The sequence below is a fragment of the Roseivirga sp. AWQ4_251 genome (assembly GCF_056158225.1).
The window spans coordinates 153,730-174,528 of record NZ_JBSWSW010000002.1; the positions used below are offsets into that span (position 1 = coordinate 153,730).

Genomic DNA, 20,799 nt, shown 5'->3' on the forward strand with positions numbered 1-20,799 from the left:
TTTGAATTCTTTTATTGTACGATTATCTCGCCAATTTCTCTTTAATTCTTGCAGCCTTACCTTGTCTACCTCTTAAGTAGAACAATTTAGCTCTTCTTACCTTACCTTTTCTCAAAACTTCGATTTTCTCGATATTTGGAGAAAGGATTGGAAAAATACGTTCAACGCCAACACCATTAGAGACTTTTCTTACAGCGAAAGTTTCCCCGTTGGTGCCTGTGTTTTTTCTCTGAATCACAGTGCCTTGGAATTGCTGGATTCTCTCCTTGTTACCTTCCTTGATCTTTACGTGAACGTTCACTGTATCACCAGGGTTGAAATCAGGAAGTGAAGCTCTGATTTCGTTGTTCTCTTGCTCTATAAATTTGATAAGATCGCTCATGATTTCTATCTCTAACAGCCTTGTCTAAAATCGGACTGCAAATATAGGGGAATATTTTTTTGCTAAAAAGCAGACTGTCAATATTTTTTCAGTCTTTTAATAAATCTGGCCTTCTTTCTTCTGTTCTTTTCACCGACTGCTCATGTCTCCACTCGTCAATCTTGGCCTGATGGCCCGATAAAAGCACATCTGGCACTTTCATACCTTTATAGTCAGCAGGCCGAGTATAAACTGGCGGAGCCAATAAATTATCTTGAAAAGAATCGGTCAACGCAGAAGTTTCGTCAGAAAGCACACCTGGTAATAGACGAATTATGGAATCTGCCAATACTGCAGCAGCCAATTCGCCACCAGACAACACGTAATCACCAATGCTGATTTCCCGAGTTATGAAGGCCTGACGAACACGTTCGTCCACACCTTTATAATGCCCACAAAGAATAATCAGATTTCCTTTAAGGGAAAGTTCATTGGCAATCCCTTGCCTTAGCTGCTCTCCGTCAGGAGTTATATAAATAACTTCATCGTAATCGCGCTCAGATCTCAGTTTAGAAATACAGAGATCGATGGGCTCAATCATCATAACCATACCTGCACCTCCACCGTACGCATAGTCATCTAACTGCTTTTGCTTATTGGTGGCAAATTCGCGCAAATCATGCACAACTACTTCTACTAACTCTTTTTCCTGCGCTCTTTTTAAAATGGAGTGAGAAAAAGGACTTTCGAGCAGTCGCGGCAATAATGTTATGATGTCAATCCTCATGAAGCTAGTCGTTCAAATAAATATCTATCAGCCCTTCTGGCACAGCCATATGCAAAACCTTTTCTTCCCGATTAATCTTTTCAACAAGTTCATCGGAAAGCGGAATTAGCACTTCTTTGCCCGAAGTGTGCTTAACGGAAAGAAGAATTTGACTTCCGGCATCAAAAACATTTTCCACCACACCCACTTCCTGTTGAGCAGTTTCATCAAACAAAGTAAACTCAACCAACTCATGAAAATAGAAGTCATTACCGTCCAATTCAGGTAAGGCTTCCAAAGGAAGGTACAAACCGCAGCCTTTCAGCGCCAATGCAGCATCTACGCTGTCAATATCTTCAAAACCGAAAATTGCCTTTTGGCCATTAAGAGAAAGCGAATCAATAAAAAAAGGAACCAGTTGTTGTCCATTAAGAACAAAAACTGATTCCAATTCTTGATATGCTTCAGGGTAGTCAACGTCCAAAAGAACTTGAACCTCCCCTTTTAGACCATGCGGCTTAACGATATACCCAAGCTGGTAACATTCATTAACCGTCATGTCAGCAATTAATTAATCTTCGCTTTTTTCTTCACCTGCCTCTTCTGCACCTTCAGCATCTTCTGATGCTTCTTCATCAGGAGCATTTGCAGCTTCTTCTTCAGCTTTCTTAGCAGCTAGAGCTTCTGCTCTTGCAGCGCTAACTTTAGCTTCAGCCTCAAGTTTAGCCTTTTTAGCATCTTCTTTGGCTTTAGCAAGGTTTTCTACCTTACCTGAAATCTTAGCATCTTTATCAGACAACCAAGCTTCAAATTTAGCATCTGCTTCTTCTTGCGTTAAAGCACCTTTAACAACACCAATTTGAAGGTGTTTTCTCAAAAGTACACCTCTGTAAGAAAGCATTGCTTTTACAGTATCGGTAGGTTGTGCACCATTCATAACCCACTGGAACGCCTTGTCATTATCAATATTGATAGTTGCAGGGTCGGTATTTGGGTTATAAGTACCGATTTTTTCAATAAAGCGACCATCACGTGGTGCTCTAGCATCAGCAACAACTACATCGTAGATTGCTTGTTTTTTGCGGCCTCTTCTGGCCAATCTGATTTTTACTGCCATTTTAAATTATATGGTTAAATGGGGATCACGTCCCCTACTTTCTCAAGATCACGTCTCGAAAAAGGACTGCAAAGATAATTGAATATTCTTAGAAAAGAACTTTACAAGAATTATTTGAGATGAGAAAATATAGATAACTATCAGACCAAGAAGACTTTCGATTGATTGGCTCACTGAAAAAAGTGTGAATTGACCACCAACCTTTTCCATTTCAAATTGTAAAATTCAGAACCCTCTCAGCTTAAACGACAATTATTAACCAGAAACAAGCTTTTTAAGCCCCTTAATTAGGATAGAACTTTAAAACGAAATTTAAAGACAACCTTTTATCAAACAGCCCTGTTCAGTAGTATAGCTGAAGATTAAAAGATTTCGATTCAACAGCCAATATAAAGAAATCCATAAACCGCATATACGGTTTTTAATACCTAAACTAATACCATACCTTTGACGTAACAAGAGGTAATTACACCTACAGATGGACAAATATTCGTATATCAGCAATGCCGACCCCAAGGCAATAGAATCGCTCTACGAGCAATTCAAACAAGATCCCAATAATGTAGACGAAAGTTGGAAGAAGTTTTTCGAAGGATTTGAATTCGCGCAAGTGGATTTCCCTATGCTTCCGAATGGACAAGCTCCTGCCGTTTCAACTTCAACGTCAGGCGACAATGCTCCTGTTTCTGAGAAGGAAGTAAGAGTTAGAAACCTGATTCACGCCTACAGAACAAGGGCTCATTTAAGATCTAAAACCAACCCTGTAAGAGAAAGAAAGGACAGAAAACCAATTCTGGATCTTGAGGATTTTGGTCTTAGCGATGCCGATTTAGACACGCAGTTTATTTCTGGAGAAGAAATAGGCATTGGCAAAGCTACATTGAGAAAAATCATTGAGAGCCTTAAATACATTTACGAAGGCACTGTTGGTTTTGAATATATGTCGGTTCGCGATCCAGAGAAACTAAAATGGCTTCGCGAAAAAATCGAAAAGGATGCGCTTTCTTTCAACCCATCTCATGAGCAACGCAAGAGAATTCTGAGCAAGCTCAATGAAGCGGTTGTATTCGAAAACTTCCTTCACACCAAGTATTTGGGCCAAAAGAGATTCTCACTAGAAGGTGGAGAAACTACCATTGCTGCCCTTGATGCTATCATTAATAAGGGGGCAGAATTGGGTGTAGAAGAAGTAATGATTGGTATGGCTCACCGTGGCCGCTTGAACGTTTTAGCCAACATCATGGGTAAAACTTACGAGCAAATCTTCAATGAATTTGAAGGTAACGCCACTCCTGACCTTACTATGGGCGATGGTGACGTTAAATACCACATGGGCTTTTCTAGCCAAGTTACCGCTACGAATAACAAAACCGTAGAGCTTAAGCTTGCGCCAAACCCTTCTCACCTAGAGGCAGTAAATCCTGTAGTCGAAGGTTTTGTAAGAGCCAAAGGCGATGAAGAATACAACAGAGACCGTTCTAAGGTTCTGCCTATTTTGATTCATGGCGATGCAGCTGTAGCAGGTCAAGGTATTGTTTACGAAGTGGTTCAAATGAGCCAGCTTGAAGGTTACAAAACGGGTGGAACTATCCACTTTGTAATCAACAACCAAGTTGGTTTCACTACTGATTTTGACGATGCCCGTTCAGCAATCTACTGTACTGACGTTGCCAAAATGATCGATGCTCCTGTGCTTCACGTAAATGGAGACGATCCTGAAGCTGTAGTTTTCTGTGTGCAGTTCGCGACAGAGTACCGTCAGAAATTTGGTGACGATATTTTTGTAGACATGGTTTGTTACAGACGCCATGGACACAATGAAAGTGATGAACCAAAATTTACTCAACCATCGCTTTACAATAAGATTTCAAAACACCCTAACCCAAGGGAAGTATACAATAAACAACTGATAGAAAAAGGTGAAGTGGAAGCCGCTTTGGCCAAAAATATGGACAAAGAATTCCGCAGTTTGCTTCAAGACCGTTTGAATATGGTGAAGCAAAAGCCATTGCCTTACGTTTATCAGCCTTTGGAAGAAGAATGGAGAAACCTTCGCAGATCAACGCCTCAAGATTTTGACAAATCTCCTGAAACAGGAATTAGCCAAAGCAGCATTGAAAAAGTCGCTAAGGCACTTACCGAAATCCCAAAAGGTTTCAAGCCAATCAAGCAAATCGAGAAGCAGCTGAAACAGCGTAAAGACATGTTCTTTAAAGAGAAGTCTTTGAACTGGGCTGGTGGAGAATTGTTGGCTTATGGTTCATTGTTATTGGATGGCAAAAAAGTAAGACTTACTGGTCAAGACGTTCAAAGAGGAACATTCTCTCACCGTCATGCTGTGTTGCACGATGCCAACACAAACGAAGCATACAATAGCTTGAACCACGTAGAAGGAGCTCCTAACCGATTCGAAATTTACAATTCCCTACTTTCAGAGTTTGGCGTAATGGGCTTCGAATTTGGTTATGCCATGGCAAATCCTAACGCATTAACCATTTGGGAAGCTCAGTTCGGAGACTTCGCCAATGGCGCTCAAGTTATGGTTGACCAGTTCCTTTCTTGTTCTGAAACAAAATGGCAGCGTATGAATGGCCTAGTTCTTCTTTTACCTCACGGTTACGAAGGCCAAGGCCCAGAGCACTCAAACGCTCGCCCAGAAAGATACCTTCAGCTTTGTGCTGAATACAATATGGTGGTTTCTAACATCACCACCCCAGCTAACCTTTTCCACGCACTTAGAAGACAAATGACTTGGGAATTCAGAAAGCCTTTGGTGAATATGTCTCCTAAATCGTTGCTGCGCCACCCTAAAGTAGTTTCTTCGATCGATGAGTTTACTTCTGGTAGATTCCAAGAAATTATCGGAGACAGCTATGCTACGGCCAAATCGGTAAAAAGAGTATTGTTGTGTTCAGGCAAGGTTTATTACGATCTTCTGGAAAGACAAGAAAAAGACAAGCGTAAAGATGTGGCGATCATCAGGCTGGAACAACTTCATCCGTTCCCAGAAAATCAGATGAAAGAAATTCTTGCTCAGTACAAAAATGCTGAAATCATTTGGGTGCAAGAAGAGCCAGAAAACATGGGTTACTGGACCTACATTTTGAGGGTTTTCAAACATGACAACCTGAAATTAATATCAAGAAAAGCGAGTGCTTCACCAGCTACGGGCTACGCCAAAGTACACGCTGCAGAACAAGAGAAATTAGTCGATCAAGCTTTCGCATAAAATCAAAAAATCATGAGTTTGGAAATCAAAGTTCCTACCGTTGGTGAATCAATTACTGAAGTAACAATTGCCCAATGGTTCAAAAAAGAAGGTGATACGGTAGAAATGGACGAGGTCATTTGTGAGCTCGAATCAGACAAGGCTACCTTTGAACTAAACGCTGAAGCAGGCGGAAAAATCCACATCATTGCCAACGAGGGAGACACCTTGGAAATTGGTGCAGTGATTTGCGAGATTGATACCGATGCGGCAGGAAGCAGCTCTTCTAAAGAAGAAAAAGAGGCTACTCCCGCTCCAAAAGAAACTAAAGAAGAAAAACCTAGCAGCAACGAACCAAAATCGACTGGCGAAGTAAAAGAAATGATCGTTCCAACTGTGGGCGAATCCATCACTGAGGTGACCATTTCTAGCTGGCTGAAAGAGGATGGAGATTATGTAGAGCTTGACGAAATTATTGCTGAGGTTGATTCTGATAAAGCAACTTTTGAATTACCTGCAGAAGCTTCTGGAATATTAAGAATTGTGGCTCAAGAAGGCGATACCATCGAAATTGGTGCTATGATTTGTAAAATCGAAGTTACCGAAGGTGGTGCTCCTCAGCCTTCAAGTAGCTCTTCTGAAGCAACTGAATCAGCTTCAACTTCTTCTTCTCAAAATGAAAGCTACGCTACTGGACACGCTTCGCCCGCTGCTGCTAAAATTCTTGCAGAAAAAGGCATTGATGCTAATTCAGTAAAAGGCACTGGCGTTGACGGAAGAATTACAAAAGAAGATGCTGAAAAAGCGCAGAAACCTGCAGCTAAGCCGGCCGCAGCACCTGAGAAAAAAGAAACTGCTTCAGCGCCTGCTCCTTCTGTTCCTGGTAGCAGAGAAGAAAGCAGAGAGCGCATGTCTTCATTAAGAAAAACCGTAGCGCGTAGATTGGTTTCTGTGAAAAATGAAACCGCCATGTTGACCACCTTTAATGAGGTGAACATGAAGCCAATCATGGATCTTAGAAAGCAATACAAAGAGAAATTCAAGGAGAAATATGAAGTGAACCTTGGCTTTATGTCATTCTTCACCAAGGCTGTCACAATGGCTTTGAAAGATTGGCCTGCTGTAAACGCTCAAATTGATGGAAACGAAATCGTTTATCATGATTATGCTGATGTTTCTATTGCGGTTTCAGCGCCAAAAGGCTTGATGGTTCCTGTAATTAGAAATGCGGAAAGCATGTCTTTCGATCAAATCGAGAAAGAAGTGATTAGACTAGCCACTAAAGCTCGTGATGGTAAACTTACTATTGAAGAAATGACCGGTGGAACCTTCACCATTACAAATGGAGGTATTTTCGGTTCTATGCTTTCTACACCAATTATCAATGCTCCTCAGTCTGCTATTTTGGGTATGCACAACATTGTTGAGCGTCCGATGGCGGTAAACGGAGAAGTGAAAATTCTTCCTATCATGTATGTAGCCCTTTCTTATGACCACAGAATTATTGATGGCCGTGAGTTTGTAAGCTTCTTGGTAAGGGTGAAAGAATTGCTTGAAGACCCAACAAGATTATTGCTTGGAGTTTAATCTCAATACTAGGTATTCACTACTAAATACAAGAAAATGAAATACGATGTAACAGTGATTGGTTCTGGACCTGGTGGCTATGTAGCCGCTATTCGTTGTGCTCAATTGGGCATGAAAACGGCCATCATTGAAAAATACGATACATTAGGAGGCACCTGTTTAAACGTTGGGTGTATTCCTTCCAAAGCCTTGTTAGATTCTTCCGAACACTATCATAATGCTGCCCACACTTTCAAAACTCATGGTATTGAGCTAGACAATTTGAAGGTGAACCTTGAGCAAATGATTGAGCGCAAACGTGGCGTTGTGAGTGATAACGTGAACGGTATCGCCTTCTTAATGAAGAAAAACAAGATTGACGTTCACACGGGCGTTGGTTCTTTCATAGACAAAAACAACATCAAAATCACTGATAAAGAAGGCAAAGAAACCCAAATTGAAACCGACAAGGTAATTATTGCTACAGGTTCAAAACCGGCATCTCTTCCTTTCATTGAAATTGATAAAAAACGCGTAATCACTTCTACCGAAGCTTTGGAACTGAAAGAAATTCCAAAACACATGATCGTAATTGGTGGTGGTGTAATCGGAATGGAGCTTGGATCTGTTTATGCAAGACTAGGCGCTGAAGTTTCTGTTGTTGAGTTCATGGACGACATCATTCCTTCTATGGACAAAACCATGGGCCGCGAATTGAAAAAATCTTTGAAGAAACTAGGCTTCAACTTCTACCTAGGCCACAAAGTAACTGAAGTAAAAAGCACAGCAAAAACCGTAACGGTTAAAGCTGAAAGCAAAAAAGGCGAAACTGTTGAACTTAAAGCAGATTACTGCTTGGTTTCTATCGGAAGAAAGCCATATACGGACGGGCTAGGCTTAGAAAACGTGGGCCTTAAAACTGACGACCGAGGCAGAATTGAGGTTGACGCTCACTTAAAAACTTCTGTTGATAACATTTACGCGATTGGTGATGTAATCAAAGGCGCAATGCTAGCGCATAAGGCGGAAGAAGAAGGCGTATTTGTGGCAGAAACCATCCTGGGACAAAAACCTCACATCAATTACAACCTTATTCCTGGCGTAGTGTATACTTGGCCTGAAGTGGCTGCTGTTGGCTATACCGAAGAACAATTGAAGGAAAAAGGCATTGCCTACAAAACAGGTTCTTTCCCATTCAAAGCATCGGGACGCGCAAGAGCTTCTATGGACACTGACGGAGTGGTTAAAGTTTTAGCCGATAAGAATACGGATGAGATTCTTGGTGTGCATATGATTGGCCCTAGAACTGCGGATATGATTGCAGAAGCGGTTGTAGCTATGGAGTATAGAGCAAGTGCTGAAGATGTGGCTAGAATGTCGCACGCGCACCCAACCTATACTGAAGCTTTTAAAGAAGCTTGTTTAGCTGCTACAGACAATAGAGCTCTGCATATTTAAGACTAACAATATTCAGAATATTATAGAAGGCTGTTTCAAAATTTGAAGCAGCCTTTTTATATGTCCTTATTCAATTTGAAAATAATTAGAACGGGGTTCACTTCATCTAAATATTGATTCAAAAATGCCCACAAGAAGGACCTTTAATAAAGAAGCTATATCTAATTCTTAATCTTAAACGAAAAAACCATTGGGTTTTCAGAACTCAAAGCCTCTTCTAAAGTATTCACTCCTTTTAATGAAATTTTTAGATTTGGGAAGTCAGACATGAGCCTTTCTAATTGAGCATAGGTTACTTGGCTATAAATTCTGTCTCCGATAACCTTTTCAAGTGTAATGCAGTCCCCGACATCATCACCCAATTGAAAGTCCAGATATGATATATGGTCAGAAGATTTGTTGATCAAAACCCCTACCGCTCTCTGAGAAGGGAGCAAAACCGCGGAGCCCATGATCAAGTGCTCATTTTCAATCATATTAAAGAAAATCATGGCCTCTTGCTCTTCATTGAGGTTATCATACACGTCAAACATACCTTCATCGGTCAGAGCATTCCCTTCATACTTCCAATAATCACCAAAATCAAAGTGATAAATTGGTTTGATAGAAAAGTCAGGTGAAATCTGAAACATCGTATCGTCATAAGCCGGCCGATAATGAATGTTTTCTCCCACTTTTTGAAAAACAACATCATTTTCAATCAATAGATTTCTGGATTTAGAAAATGGAATAAGTGCCTTTTCCGTTTTAAACTCTTTATCTGCCACCACTACATTAGCGAAAATGCTATCTTCTACCAGTTTATAATTGTTATCGAAAAGGTAAACATCAGAAAAGGACTGTAAGTGAGTGGCTTCAAAGTTTAATTTCTGATAACCGCTAAATTCTCCCTGTTTTGTCCACTTGGTAACCCTTCTACGTTTTGAATCCAACAACAGCAATTGATCTTCTTTCAATAAAATATCGTCAACTATTTCATACTCCTCCGGGCCGGCTCCTTTATGTTCAAAGCTTGAAACGTACCTTCCTTCTTTATCAAACCTGATCACACTTTTTCTTTCACTAGACACCACAAAATAGCCATCATCAGCTACCGCAAAACGATGGATGTAGCCAAATAAAGACTTGGGTGTTTCTTCTAGCACAGTTATCTCAACATCATCCAAAAAATCTCCCAGAGGCGTCAAGTCTGATGCTAAATCGATATGATAATCTTTAAAAGCATCTGCTTCTACCTTACCATTTTCAGAGTTTTTAGAAGAACATGAAGCCATAGAGAAAACTGTGACAGCAAAAAGCACAGCTTTCTTAAAAAATATTTTCATAACAATTCGGAGATTCAATTGACACAATGATATTCAACAATAATCATCAATCCAATCTCTTCACTTTTTTTAACCTTATGATGAACTCATTCGGCATTCAAACGTGAAAGCTGCCAGCCTGTCACGCTTATTCCCTTGGTATGGCATTTGTTTTTTAGGCTTCGGATTAAAAAAACTGACAAATAGCCATGCAAGAAAAAGGTACCATTTCGATTCACACCGAAAATATCTTCCCCATAATCAAGAAGTTCCTCTATTCAGATCACGAAATCTTTTTAAGAGAGCTAGTTTCAAACGCTGTTGATGCCAGTCAGAAAATCAAACGCTTGGCGGCATTGGGCGAATACAAAGGTGACTTAGGCCAGCTTAGGGTTGAAGTAAGTGTAAACGAAAAAAAGAAAACCATCACTGTTAGCGACCGAGGTATCGGTATGACAGCGGAGGAAATCAAAAAATACATTAATCAAATCGCGTTTTCAGGCGCAACCGAGTTTGTTGAAAAATTCAAAGATGCCGGAGACGCCAAAGAAATCATTGGTAAGTTCGGTTTAGGTTTCTATTCGGCCTTTATGGTTGCCGACAAAGTTGAAATCAACTCACTTTCTTATCAGGAAGGTGCAGAACCTGCCATGTGGATTTGTGACGGTTCTACTGAATTTGAGATTAAAGAAGGCAAGAGAAAAGAACGCGGAACAACCATTACGCTTCATGTAAATAAAGATTCAGAAGAATTTTTACAAGAATCTAGAATTCAAAATGTTCTCGATAAATACGCTAAGTTTTTACCGATCGAAGTTCAATTCGGACAGAAAGAACAGTCGGTAGAAGATGGTGAAGACAAAGACGGCAAGAAAAAATGGAAAACGGTTAAGGTTGACAACATCATTAACAATACCATTCCTCTTTGGACCAAATCCCCAAGTGATTTAACTGATGAAGATTACCTGAAATTCTACAAAGAGCTTTATCCATTCTCTGAAGATCCATTGTTCTGGATTCACCTGAACGTGGATTACCCATTTGAACTTACCGGGATTTTATACTTCCCTAAAGTGAAAAATGAGTTCGAATTCCAGAAGAACAAAATTCAATTATACTCTCGTCAGGTTTTCATTACCGATGAGGTAAAAGATGTAGTTCCTGAATTCTTAATGCTATTACATGGCGTTATTGATTCGCCAGACATTCCTTTGAACGTTTCGCGTAGCTACTTACAATCTGACGGAAATGTGAAGAAGATCAACACTTACATTACTAAAAAAGTAGCCGACAAGCTGGGCGAGCTCTTCAAAAAAGAACGCGAATCTTACGAGTTGAAATGGGATGATATCGGATTGTTCGTGAAGTATGGAATGATTTCAGAAGAGAAGTTCTACGAAAAAGCAGTGGATTTTGCACTTGTTAAAAACACGCAAGGCAAATGCTTTACCTTGAAAGAATATGGTGAGCACATTGCCGCTAACCAAACTGATAAGGACAAAAACAAAATTTGGTTGTACGCAAGTAACCTAGCCAAGCAAGACGCTTTCATTAGCGCAGCAAACGACAAAGGTTACGATGTTTTGGTTTTCGACACACCTATCGACAGCCACTTCATTAACCATATGGAGACTAAGTTGGAAAACACCCAAATCAAGCGTGTAGATGCCGACAATATTGACAAGTTGGTTGATAAAGATGAGAAGCGTGAATTGGTGATTTCTGACGAGCAAAAAGAAAGCGTTAAAGGTGTTTTTGAAAAGGCCATCAGCAATCCAAATTTCACGGTTGCCGTGGAGCCATTGTCTCCAAGCGATGCCCCTGTTTCGGTAACCATGCCTGAATTCATGCGAAGAATGAAGGATATGCAGGCTACAGGCGGTGGTGGATTTAACATGTTTGGCAGCATGCCCGACAGCTACAATGTTACCGTAAACGGAAATCACCCATTGGTAGACAAAGTACTTAAAGCCGATGCCGATGAAGCTAAAGAAGGTTTGGCTAAACAAGCATTCGACTTGGCCTTGCTATCTCAAGGTTTGTTAGAAGGAAAAGACCTAACTGACTTTATTAAGAGAAGCACAGAGCTTTTAGGAAAGTAAATTTTCAAACATAAAAACATACAGAACCCCGGCTCAAAAGGCTGGGGTTTTTCTTTGGAAAAATCTAAATACAGGTGCAAAGCAACGTATGAGCCACAAATGACATCATATATATCATAATCGATTCTGATATTAGTTCTTACAAAAATTCAAAAGTCATGCTTAAATATTTTTCAACCCTTATTCTCCTTTTTTTATTCCCATCTTCCTCGGTCGCTCAATCACAAGTTATAATTAAGCAACATGGTTTTGGAGACCAGCACAAACTCAAAGTAATTCTAAACGGACAAACACTAAAATCTTCTGCAAATGGAGAAACCTTAATAGACACCCTATTATTGATTGAACAGCCCATGATGGGCATGATATTAAAAGAAGATGGCAGATATGCTGGCTTCTATATAGAGCCTTTAGCCACCGAAGTAAGCATTTTCTCTGAAGGTTTTCCGAATAGCATAGAAGTTAAAGGCTCAACCAGTCACCAAGTATATCAAGCGGTGAATTACACTTCTTCTAAAAAAGAATTCATTGATAACTTTCTGAAATACAAAGACAGTCCTGTTGCGCTCGATGTGATGAATTCGAAATTCATTTTTGAAGACATGACCAAAGAAGATCTATTAAAAGTCTACGATGCAACAGCTCCTAAAAATCAAAATCTATTGGCTGACTTGAAAGCCAGGATCGACACTTATGATATCCCCAAAGTGGTTAAAGGCTCAGCTATTTATGACTTTACCGCAGAAGATGCAGAGCAAAATTCATTCAGTACCAAAGATTATAGAGGCAAGTATTTACTCTTAGACTTCGCTGCAACAAACTGTGGGCCTTGCTGGTCTGGCTATCCTGATATGGTTGAAGAGGCTCAAAAGTATAACAACCTTCAAATTTTGACTTATAATGAAGATAGCGCAATCGACACTTGGAATAAAATTGCAAAAGCCAGAGATATAAAACTTGAATGGCCAGTACTTTGGGCGGGGATGAATAAAAAGGAAATATTTGAGCTTTATAACGTTGAAGGTTGGCCCCTCCACTTCTTGATATCACCAGAAGGAAAAGTGCTTGAAACCTGGTTTGGTTCAGGAGGAAATACACTTTCTAAAAAGCTAAAGAAGCATCTTAAATAAGCACGGAACCCGCTATTTGCTCATATCTAATTTTATGTTTGAAAAGGAATTGTTCAAAACCCATCCTGATTCAATTCCTTTTTCCCATTTCATTATAATGCCACAATGAGTTTAGACTGATTTCATTTGTTTAGAAATATTTTAAGCTTGAGCTCTGTCGTCCGTCAGCGAACAGCAACGTCCTTTATAGAACGAAATCATTAAAATCACTCACCTAAAAACCTCAAAAATACGCCTTTACAGAGCATTAACCTTTGGCATTCTATTTGGCTTTATTGCCACAACATTCACTAAATTGAATCCATTATGCTCCGAAACATGTTCGTAATCGCCTGGCGAAATGCCCTTCGCAACAAACAATTCTCCATACTCAACATACTGGGCCTTTCTATTGGAATCAGCGCATTTTTGCTAATTTCTCTTTATGTGCTAGACGAAACTTCATACGACAAATTTCATAAAGATGCCGACTTGGTTTACCGCATTAACCAGCCAATGATTTGGGGCGATTGGGATGATCAATTCTCTTCTACCGGGCCAGGTGTGGCCGTGGCTTTAAGGCAAGACATTCCCGAATTTGAAGAAGTGACTCGCATTCATGATCCGGGACTGCAAATCGTAACCTATAATCCTAAAAACGCTGAGCAAATTTCATTTCAGGAAAAAAGAGCATTTGTAGCCGAAGAAAACCTCTTCAAACTTTTCACTTTTCCATTTTTAGAAGGCGACCCTGAAACGGCCTTAAAGGAACCTTTGAGTGTTATCATAACAGAAAATACGGCTCAGAAATACTTTGGTAATGAAGATGCTTTAGGCAAAGTCCTAGAAATTCGCCAAGGCCAGAATGCTGGCAACTTTAAGGTTACAGGCGTACTCAAAAACATTCCCAACAACTCTCACATTCAATTTGACATGCTCACTTCCATGAGCACTTATCGACATATAAAAGCCAGAGAATGGCAATGGGTTTGGACAACCTACGTAACCTATGTGAAAGTAGCTCCCGGAGCAGACATTGCTAAACTAGAAGAAAAGCTGCAGGCAATTCCTCCAAAATGGGGCGCGATTGCAGTAGAAAGAGCTTTTGGAGAATCTTATGATGAGTTTGTTCCTGAAGGAAAAAAATGGTCGTTGATTATGCAGCCGATTACCGATGCATATTTGCATTCAACTGCCAGCGGCAATCGAATTGGCCCTTCTGGGAGCATTGTGTATGTTCAGATTTTCTCTGCCATTGCCTTATTCGTGCTAATTCTTTCGTGCATCAACTTTATGAATCTATCCACAGCACGTTCGGCTAACCGAGCTAAAGAAGTTGGGGTTCGCAAAGTGTTGGGTTCCAGAAAAAATTCATTGGTAAGTCAGTTCATTTTTGAGTTTGTACTTTTTGTTGCCGTGAGCACGGTAATCGCCATGGTGATCAGCGAAATATTTATGGGCTCGTTTAATGCGATTGCCAACAAATCACTTTCCATCCAAAGTCAGCTTTCGCCATTGTTCTTAGCTGCTACTGCTATTTTTATTTTAGCACTGGGCGTTATAGCGGGTAGTTACCCAGCTTTCTATCTGTCTTCTTTTCAACCAATTCATATTTTGAAAGGTAAAATGAACAGCGGGTTTAAGGGCAAAGGAATTCGAAACACTTTAGTGGTTTTTCAATTTACAATTTCAATTGCCTTAATCATTAGCACTTTCTTTGTTCAGAAGCAATTGAAATACACTGCCAATTACAACCTCGGTTTCGACCAAGAAAACATCTTACAAATTGAAGGTTTGGAACAGATGGACAAATCAGAGATTGAATCTTTCCAAAATAGATTGGCAACGAACCCTGCATTTATGAATGTTGGTTTTTCTGATCTTATTCCACCCAATATTTTCAATGAAGACAAATACAAAGCTGAAGGCCCAGAAAATCAGCCATTGACTTTGAACAGACTTATTGTTGACGAAGATTATATTGAAATGCTGGCTCCTAAATTCATCTTAGGCCGTAATTTCGAGGACACCCGCACCAGCGACAAATATGCGATTGTACTGAACACTTCAGCAGTAAAAGCTTTGGGCTACGGAACGCCAGATCAATACAACGAAAATAGCCCATTAGGCAAACACGTGACCTTTCCTGGATCAGAAACAGATAAATTCGAGATCATCGGGGTGGTTGAAGACTTCAATTATAACACGTTGAAATTGGACATTCAGCCCTTGATGTTCGCCCATAGAGACAACGATAAAATGTTCAATATGGGAACGCGCTTCGTTTCTGCGCGTCTGAACCCAAAAGTAGTTCAAAACGCAGGAGAGCTTAACGCAGTGATAGAACAAGTAGAGCAAACACTTCATGAAATACAGGCGGGAGTTCCTTTTGAATACAGCTTCTTAGATCAAGAATTTGAGAGCAGCTTTAGAACTGAGCAAAGAATGGGTAAAGTGCTGAATATTTTCACCATAATGGCACTTTCAATTGCTTGTTTAGGCTTGTTTGGATTAGCCGCTTTCTCGGCAGAGCAACGCACAAAAGAACTTGGGGTAAGAAAAGTTTTAGGAGCAAGCGCCAAAGACCTTGTCTTTCTCTTTAGTTCTGAATTCTCAAAACTGGTTTTCATTTCAATTTTGATAGCCTCGCCAATCGCCTATTATGCTGTAAAAATATGGCTTTCAGATTTTGCCTATAAAACCCCAATTAGCATTTCCGTTTTCGTTATGGCGGGCATTGGAGCCTTATTGATTGCCTTGGCTACCATCAGCTTTCAATCGCTCAAAGCGGCTTACCAAAACCCCGTTGATTCACTCAGAGATGAATAAATGTCAAGTTCAGGACTTTCAATTGAGAGCCCTGAACTTCTTCTATTTTCTAGAAAGCGCTTCGCTTTCTTTCGCTTGATCGTACTTCCAACGCTTATGCGACCACAAATAATCCGAAGGATGTTTCCTGATTGTCGCTTCTAACAGCACCGTAAACTGCTCTACAATATCTTGCCCGCCTTTAGTATAAGGTGGTTTTGTAACAGGCTTTATAGTGATTTGATAATATCCCGCTGAAGTGCGTTCGGTTTCACTATAAAACACCGGATAATTTACAATTTGAGCTATTTTCTGGGGACCTGTATAAAAAGCTGTCGGTTTGTTTAAGAACGGAATCCAGTACTTGTCGGCTCCCATGCTGGGTAACTGATCGGCCAAAATACCGATGACTCTTGGTTCTTCTTTTCGCTTAATAATCTGCCTTAAAGCCGAATCCTTTGGAATTGCGGTGCCTCCATGCTTGGTTCTCAAAGCTAACATGACTTGGTCAGCCTTTTCGCTTTTTACTGGTTTATAGAGAAACTCCAGGGGAAAACCCAATTGTTGTCCGATTGAAAAAGCTGGCCATTCCCAATTTGCCGTATGACCCGAAAGTACAATAACAGGTTGGCCTTTCTCCATCTGATCTGCGAGTAAGTGAAGATTCTTAATTGGAACCCGTTTTTCCCAATCCTTCTTTTTAAACCGGTAAGCCTTTATCGATTCCAGAAAAATCTGGGTGAATTGTACGTAGAATCCTTTCTCATATTTTTTGAGTTCATCATCGGAAACATCGGGGAAAGCCTGTTTCAAATTCTGCCTAACTACAACTTTTCTGTAGCCCACTATTCTGTAAAGCATGAAGGAGATCACTCGGCCTAGGCCATACAGAAACCAAAAAGGCAACAGTGAAAAGAGTTTTATAAAAAACATGCTGCAAAGATAGGCAAAGAAGCAGGGAACCATAAAAATAAAGGAGCTCTAAAGCTCCTCCATTTCCATTCTGTTAAACACAAACTCAACCGAAAAGGATTGTGTTAAAAGAACACTTAATAATACTCAAATTCGATCAATTTTTTCAAACACCAGAGTCAAAATATTGAATTAAAAATCAAGAGTTTAGGTTGCAAACGATTTACTTTTTAAAGAGCCAAAGAAGAGCATCTTTAAACTCGCTTCTCCAAAATTTTTCGTTGTGTTCTCCCTCTGGATTCAGCTTATATTTTAAATTTCCAGACGGATGTCCAGTCTCTTTGATCAATGAAATCATTCGCTCAAATGGAGGCACCATGCTTTCCCCTTCCTTTCCTCCTACCAAAACAAAAAGCCTGGCATTATTGGGAACAGGTTTCGTTTTAGTTAAATCGAAAACACCTTCTGCAAACCAATAAGAAGGCGAAAATATACCCGCTTTGCTGAACACTTCTGGATATTGATAAATGGCATAATGAGAGATGAGCCCGCCCAGTGAACTGCCCATTATCGCTGTATTATTCCGATCAGGTTTTGTTCTGTAATTTTTATCTATAAAAGGCTTCACCACATCAACCACAAACTCCATATACTCTTTTCCTTCCGCCTTTCCATATTTTGGATGATCCCAAGCCACGAGTTCATGTATTCGATTTTCTGCTCCGTTATCAATACCTACTACAATCAGTTCCAATTGGCCAGATTTTGCTAATTCATTCATGGCCTCATCCACGCCCCATTCTCCTACAAACGAAGTAGCATCGTCAAATAAATTTTGGCCATCGTGCATGTAAAGAACAGGATAGGTTTTTCCTGATGTTTCATAATTTGGCGGTAAGTAAATCCGTAATTTCCTTTCTCTGTTCAACCCAGGAATCACGAGAGAAGAATCCAAAACATGCACATTTTCTGTTGCTGTAGATGCTCTATTCTGGCCAAAGGCCGAAAAAGAAATAAGAACCAAAATTGAAAGGTAAATAGAGCTTTTAAAGGATGTGGTTTTGAGCCAATTGATAATCCTTGATTTTTTTGTCATAAATTTTACTTCTAGCTAAATCCAAGAAACTCAAAATCTGCGTAAGTAAAAACGGTATATAACAAAGTGTTTTAGTTAGTTGCAAAACCGAGGCATCAGAAGGATATCTCGGTTTTCTATTTTAAAGGGAATGCTTATCTTCATTTGGGATTAGAACCATGGAGAGAGCACAAATTATAGCAGAACTAAAACGAGCTCACAACGAGTTTTTAGCTTATATCGATTTTCTTACAAACGATGAATATGGTTATGCACCCGAGGGTAAATGGACAGCAGGCCAGCACACGATTCACCTCATAAAAAGCACTTCTCCGCTGATTAAAGCATTATCGGCACCAAAGTTCTTACTTAAAACCAAATTTGGGAAAGCCAATCGACCTTCTCGAACTTATGAAGAAGTGGTGAGCAAGTATAAACTCAAACTTACAGCCGTAACTCTAGAAGACAATCCATTTGGTCCTAAAACTTCCGAAAGTACAGACAGAGAAAAAGTAACAGCAAAGCTTCTTTCAAATGTTGAAGCCTTAAATAAAAAGCTCGAAAAGTGGAGTGAAGAGCAACTTGATGAATTCATTTTACCTCACCCATTACTTGGCAAGGTGACGATAAGAGAGATGATGTACTTTACGATTTATCATACAGACCATCATCGGAACTTAATCAAACTCTATTTGAAAGGAGTATAAAAAAAGCCCAACTCTTTCGAATCAGGCTTATATTCTAAAATCCAATATTGCTTAGAAGAACTTAATGCACACTGGAGAAGGCACTTCCGCAACCAATCCTGTTTCTTCAAGTTTGCCTGTCTCTTGATTTATTCTGAATGTTACGATGGTATTTGAATCTTGATTAGCCGCCAAAAGGAACTTCCCTAAAGGATCAATTTCAAAATCTCTCGGTACAAGGCCTCCTGTCGATTGATGTTGTACATCCGTAAGAAGACCATCTTCACCTACTTCAAAAACCACAATCTCATTAATTTCTCCACGATTTGTGGCGTACACAAACTTCCCTTTTGCATCAACTTTGATCGCTCCACTCGCACCTTCATGTTCTACTCCTTCTGCCACGGTAGAAATATTCTGCAAACTCTTCGAGAATTTCTCTTCGCCTTCTAAAGAAATCACCTCCACCGTACCCGAAAGTTCGTTCAGCAAATAAGCCAAGGATTTAGTTGGATGAAAAGCCATATGCCTTGGCCCAGACTCTGCAGGTTTCACCTCATAGATTTTAACCTCGTCAAGGGTTTGAGAAAGTGTATCTAAAGCATATTCATAAACTTTGTTGGCTCCCAGATCCACAGCATACACTTGATTTGTACCTGGCCTTTGGATAATCTGATGAGCGTGTGGCGCATCTTGACGCGGATTTTTGCTTCCTCCCTCGTGCTTTTTATATGAAGAAGCCTCGCCTAAAAGCCCTCCTTCTTCAATAGGATATAGCCCTACGGAACCGCCAACATAATTAGCCGCCATCACAAAATTCCCTGAATCGTCTACACTCACAAAACAAGGATATTGCCCCATACTTGAAACTTCATTTAGGTAGCTCAAGCTTCGTGTATTTTGATCATAAGCCAAGGCTGTAACTCTGGCGAAGTCATCTTCACCAGCATCAAATTCATTGGCAGCATACACATATTTACCGCTCGGGTGAATGGCTACATACGAAGGACTTATAATTTCACCAGAAACTGAAACATAGCTGATTTCACCAGTTTCATTATCCATTTCGTACACATAAACGCCTTTACCTTTACCATCTACATGCCCTTCTTTTCTGGTATAAGTACCCACAACAAAAGTTGAAGTATTCTTTTCCATAGCAGTTTCGGTTGACTTTTCTTCTTGTTTTTTAGGTTGGCAAGCCAACGCAGAAATACCCAGAAGGCAGTATAAAAAAATCTTCTTCATAATTACTTATAGTTTCTTCAGCACTTCAATGAGTTCATTCATTTGGCTATCGGTGAAGTCATAATAAGTCACAAATCGGATCAATTGAGGACCAAAACCAAAGGCCAAAACACCGTTTTCTTTCAGCTTAGCCAAAAACAACTCATTGGTAAATCTATCGCTGATTTTAAAGATAAGAATATTGGTTTCGCAAGGGTAAACCTCTTCCACATAATCCAATTCAGATAGCGCTGCAGCAATTGTTTTTGCCTTGTTATGATCCTCCACAAGCCTATCGATATGATTTTCCAACGCGTATAAGCCAGCCGCAGCAATGTAGCCTGCTTGTCGCCAGGCTCCGCCCATCACCTTTCTTACTCGTTTGGCCTTTTTAATATCCGTTTTTTTACCAAGAAGAATGGAACCTACTGGCGCTCCAAGCCCTTTAGAAAGGCAAATAGAAATTGAATCGAAAGCTTTTCCATAGTCCAAAGCATTTTGGCCAGTGGCAATGAGCGCATTGAATAAACGAGCTCCATCCAAATGGAACGCCAGTCCTTTCTCTTCACAAACCTTTTTGATTTCAAGAATTTCGTTGAAGTCATAACAGCTTCCTCCGCCTTTGTTTACCGTGTTTTCCAAAGAAACCAAACGAGAAACTGGAGAATGAATATCGTCTGGTTGAATGGCTGCTCGAACATCTGATGCGCTAATTCTGCCATGGTCGCCATCGCCTTCTAACAAGCGTACAGAAACACCAGAATTAGACATTATACCACCACTTTCATAGAGATAAATGTGAGAGTATTTGTGGCAAATCACTTCATCTTGCAAAGTGGTGTGCATGCGAATCGCAATCTGATTGGTCATGGTTCCAGAAGCACAGTAAATTGCTGCTTCCATTCCAAACATTTCAGCTGCTTTTGCTTCCAGAGCCGCAACCGTTGGGTCTTCACCAAACATATCATCGCCCACTTCGGCCGCCATCATTGCCTCATGCATTTCAGGAGTAGGCTTGGTCAGAGTATCACTTCGTAAATCTATCAAGGGAGTAAAATTTTGAACGTCTTAATCTAGGTTGAAAAAAAAGGATGCGCAAG

General features: G+C 40.1%; 16 protein-coding genes. 7 read left to right on the forward strand and 9 right to left on the reverse strand.

Annotated features, from left to right (window positions below; translation table 11 throughout):
* Nucleotides 1–22: 22 nt before the first annotated feature.
* From rplS to ACXACJ_RS14745, 4 genes are all read right to left on the reverse strand, one after another.
* The gene (rplS, locus tag ACXACJ_RS14730) at nucleotides 23–382 is read right to left on the reverse strand and encodes a 50S ribosomal protein L19 (protein ID WP_475135228.1); all 360 of its coding nucleotides are present in this window, start codon (nucleotides 380–382) and stop codon (nucleotides 23–25) included.
* Between the two features lie 88 nt (nucleotides 383–470).
* On the reverse strand, nucleotides 471–1,148 hold the full coding sequence (gene trmD / locus ACXACJ_RS14735) for a tRNA (guanosine(37)-N1)-methyltransferase TrmD (protein WP_475135229.1): 678 nt from the start codon (nucleotides 1,146–1,148) through the stop codon (nucleotides 471–473).
* 4 nt (nucleotides 1,149–1,152) lie between these two features.
* Entirely contained in the window at nucleotides 1,153–1,686 is a 534-nt protein-coding gene (gene rimM, locus ACXACJ_RS14740; RefSeq protein WP_475135230.1) for a ribosome maturation factor RimM, read from the reverse strand.
* 12 nt (nucleotides 1,687–1,698) lie between these two features.
* On the reverse strand, nucleotides 1,699–2,244 hold the full coding sequence (locus ACXACJ_RS14745) for a 30S ribosomal protein S16 (RefSeq protein WP_475135231.1): 546 nt from the start codon (nucleotides 2,242–2,244) through the stop codon (nucleotides 1,699–1,701).
* Between the two features lie 478 nt (nucleotides 2,245–2,722).
* Between ACXACJ_RS14745 and ACXACJ_RS14750 the strand changes: the two genes are divergently transcribed.
* Genes ACXACJ_RS14750 through lpdA form a run of 3 tightly spaced genes read left to right on the forward strand, consistent with a single transcriptional unit; the run spans nucleotide 2,723 to nucleotide 8,476 of the window.
* Complete coding sequence (locus ACXACJ_RS14750) at nucleotides 2,723–5,473, forward strand: 2-oxoglutarate dehydrogenase E1 component (protein WP_475135232.1); 2,751 nt, start codon at nucleotides 2,723–2,725, stop codon at nucleotides 5,471–5,473.
* Between the two features lie 12 nt (nucleotides 5,474–5,485).
* A complete protein-coding gene (gene odhB / locus ACXACJ_RS14755) occupies nucleotides 5,486–7,039 on the forward strand; it encodes a 2-oxoglutarate dehydrogenase complex dihydrolipoyllysine-residue succinyltransferase (protein WP_475135233.1) in 1,554 nt (517 codons plus the stop codon).
* A 36-nt stretch (nucleotides 7,040–7,075) separates the two neighbouring features.
* Entirely contained in the window at nucleotides 7,076–8,476 is a 1,401-nt protein-coding gene (lpdA, locus tag ACXACJ_RS14760; RefSeq protein WP_475135234.1) for a dihydrolipoyl dehydrogenase, read from the forward strand.
* 161 nt (nucleotides 8,477–8,637) lie between these two features.
* On the opposite strand, the gene ACXACJ_RS14765 is transcribed toward lpdA, so the two are convergent.
* Nucleotides 8,638–9,801, reverse strand: a complete 1,164-nt coding sequence (locus ACXACJ_RS14765) for a 6-bladed beta-propeller (RefSeq protein ID WP_475135235.1) — start codon at nucleotides 9,799–9,801, stop codon at nucleotides 8,638–8,640.
* A 188-nt stretch (nucleotides 9,802–9,989) separates the two neighbouring features.
* Here ACXACJ_RS14765 and htpG point away from each other — a divergent pair, with 188 nt between their 5' ends.
* From htpG to ACXACJ_RS14780, 3 genes are all read left to right on the forward strand, one after another.
* On the forward strand, nucleotides 9,990–11,882 hold the full coding sequence (gene htpG / locus ACXACJ_RS14770; RefSeq protein ID WP_475135236.1) for a molecular chaperone HtpG: 1,893 nt from the start codon (nucleotides 9,990–9,992) through the stop codon (nucleotides 11,880–11,882).
* Nucleotides 11,883–12,040: 158 nt separating this feature from the next.
* Nucleotides 12,041–13,012, forward strand: coding sequence for a TlpA family protein disulfide reductase (locus tag ACXACJ_RS14775; RefSeq protein ID WP_475135237.1), 972 nt, complete (start codon nucleotides 12,041–12,043; stop codon nucleotides 13,010–13,012).
* A gap of 306 nt (nucleotides 13,013–13,318) precedes the next feature.
* Entirely contained in the window at nucleotides 13,319–15,820 is a 2,502-nt protein-coding gene (locus ACXACJ_RS14780; RefSeq protein WP_475135238.1) for an ABC transporter permease, read from the forward strand.
* A 42-nt stretch (nucleotides 15,821–15,862) separates the two neighbouring features.
* Here the strand turns inward: ACXACJ_RS14780 and ACXACJ_RS14785 are convergent, their stop codons facing one another.
* Nucleotides 15,863–16,765 (reverse strand): lysophospholipid acyltransferase family protein, encoded by a 903-nt coding sequence (locus ACXACJ_RS14785; RefSeq protein WP_475135239.1) that lies wholly within the window; start codon nucleotides 16,763–16,765, stop codon nucleotides 15,863–15,865.
* 169 nt (nucleotides 16,766–16,934) lie between these two features.
* A complete protein-coding gene (locus tag ACXACJ_RS14790; RefSeq protein ID WP_475135240.1) occupies nucleotides 16,935–17,807 on the reverse strand; it encodes an alpha/beta hydrolase in 873 nt (290 codons plus the stop codon).
* Between the two features lie 158 nt (nucleotides 17,808–17,965).
* Between ACXACJ_RS14790 and ACXACJ_RS14795 the strand changes: the two genes are divergently transcribed.
* A complete protein-coding gene (locus ACXACJ_RS14795; protein WP_475135241.1) occupies nucleotides 17,966–18,493 on the forward strand; it encodes a DinB family protein in 528 nt (175 codons plus the stop codon).
* A 51-nt stretch (nucleotides 18,494–18,544) separates the two neighbouring features.
* Here ACXACJ_RS14795 and ACXACJ_RS14800 read toward each other — a convergent pair whose 3' ends face one another.
* Together ACXACJ_RS14800 and ACXACJ_RS14805 are read right to left on the reverse strand one after the other, a co-directional pair.
* Nucleotides 18,545–19,720, reverse strand: coding sequence for a lactonase family protein (locus tag ACXACJ_RS14800; RefSeq protein WP_475135242.1), 1,176 nt, complete (start codon nucleotides 19,718–19,720; stop codon nucleotides 18,545–18,547).
* 6 nt (nucleotides 19,721–19,726) lie between these two features.
* Nucleotides 19,727–20,746: a threonine aldolase family protein gene (locus tag ACXACJ_RS14805; RefSeq protein WP_475135243.1), complete on the reverse strand. Its 1,020-nt coding sequence runs from the start codon at nucleotides 20,744–20,746 to the stop codon at nucleotides 19,727–19,729.
* Nucleotides 20,747–20,799 lie beyond the last annotated feature (53 nt).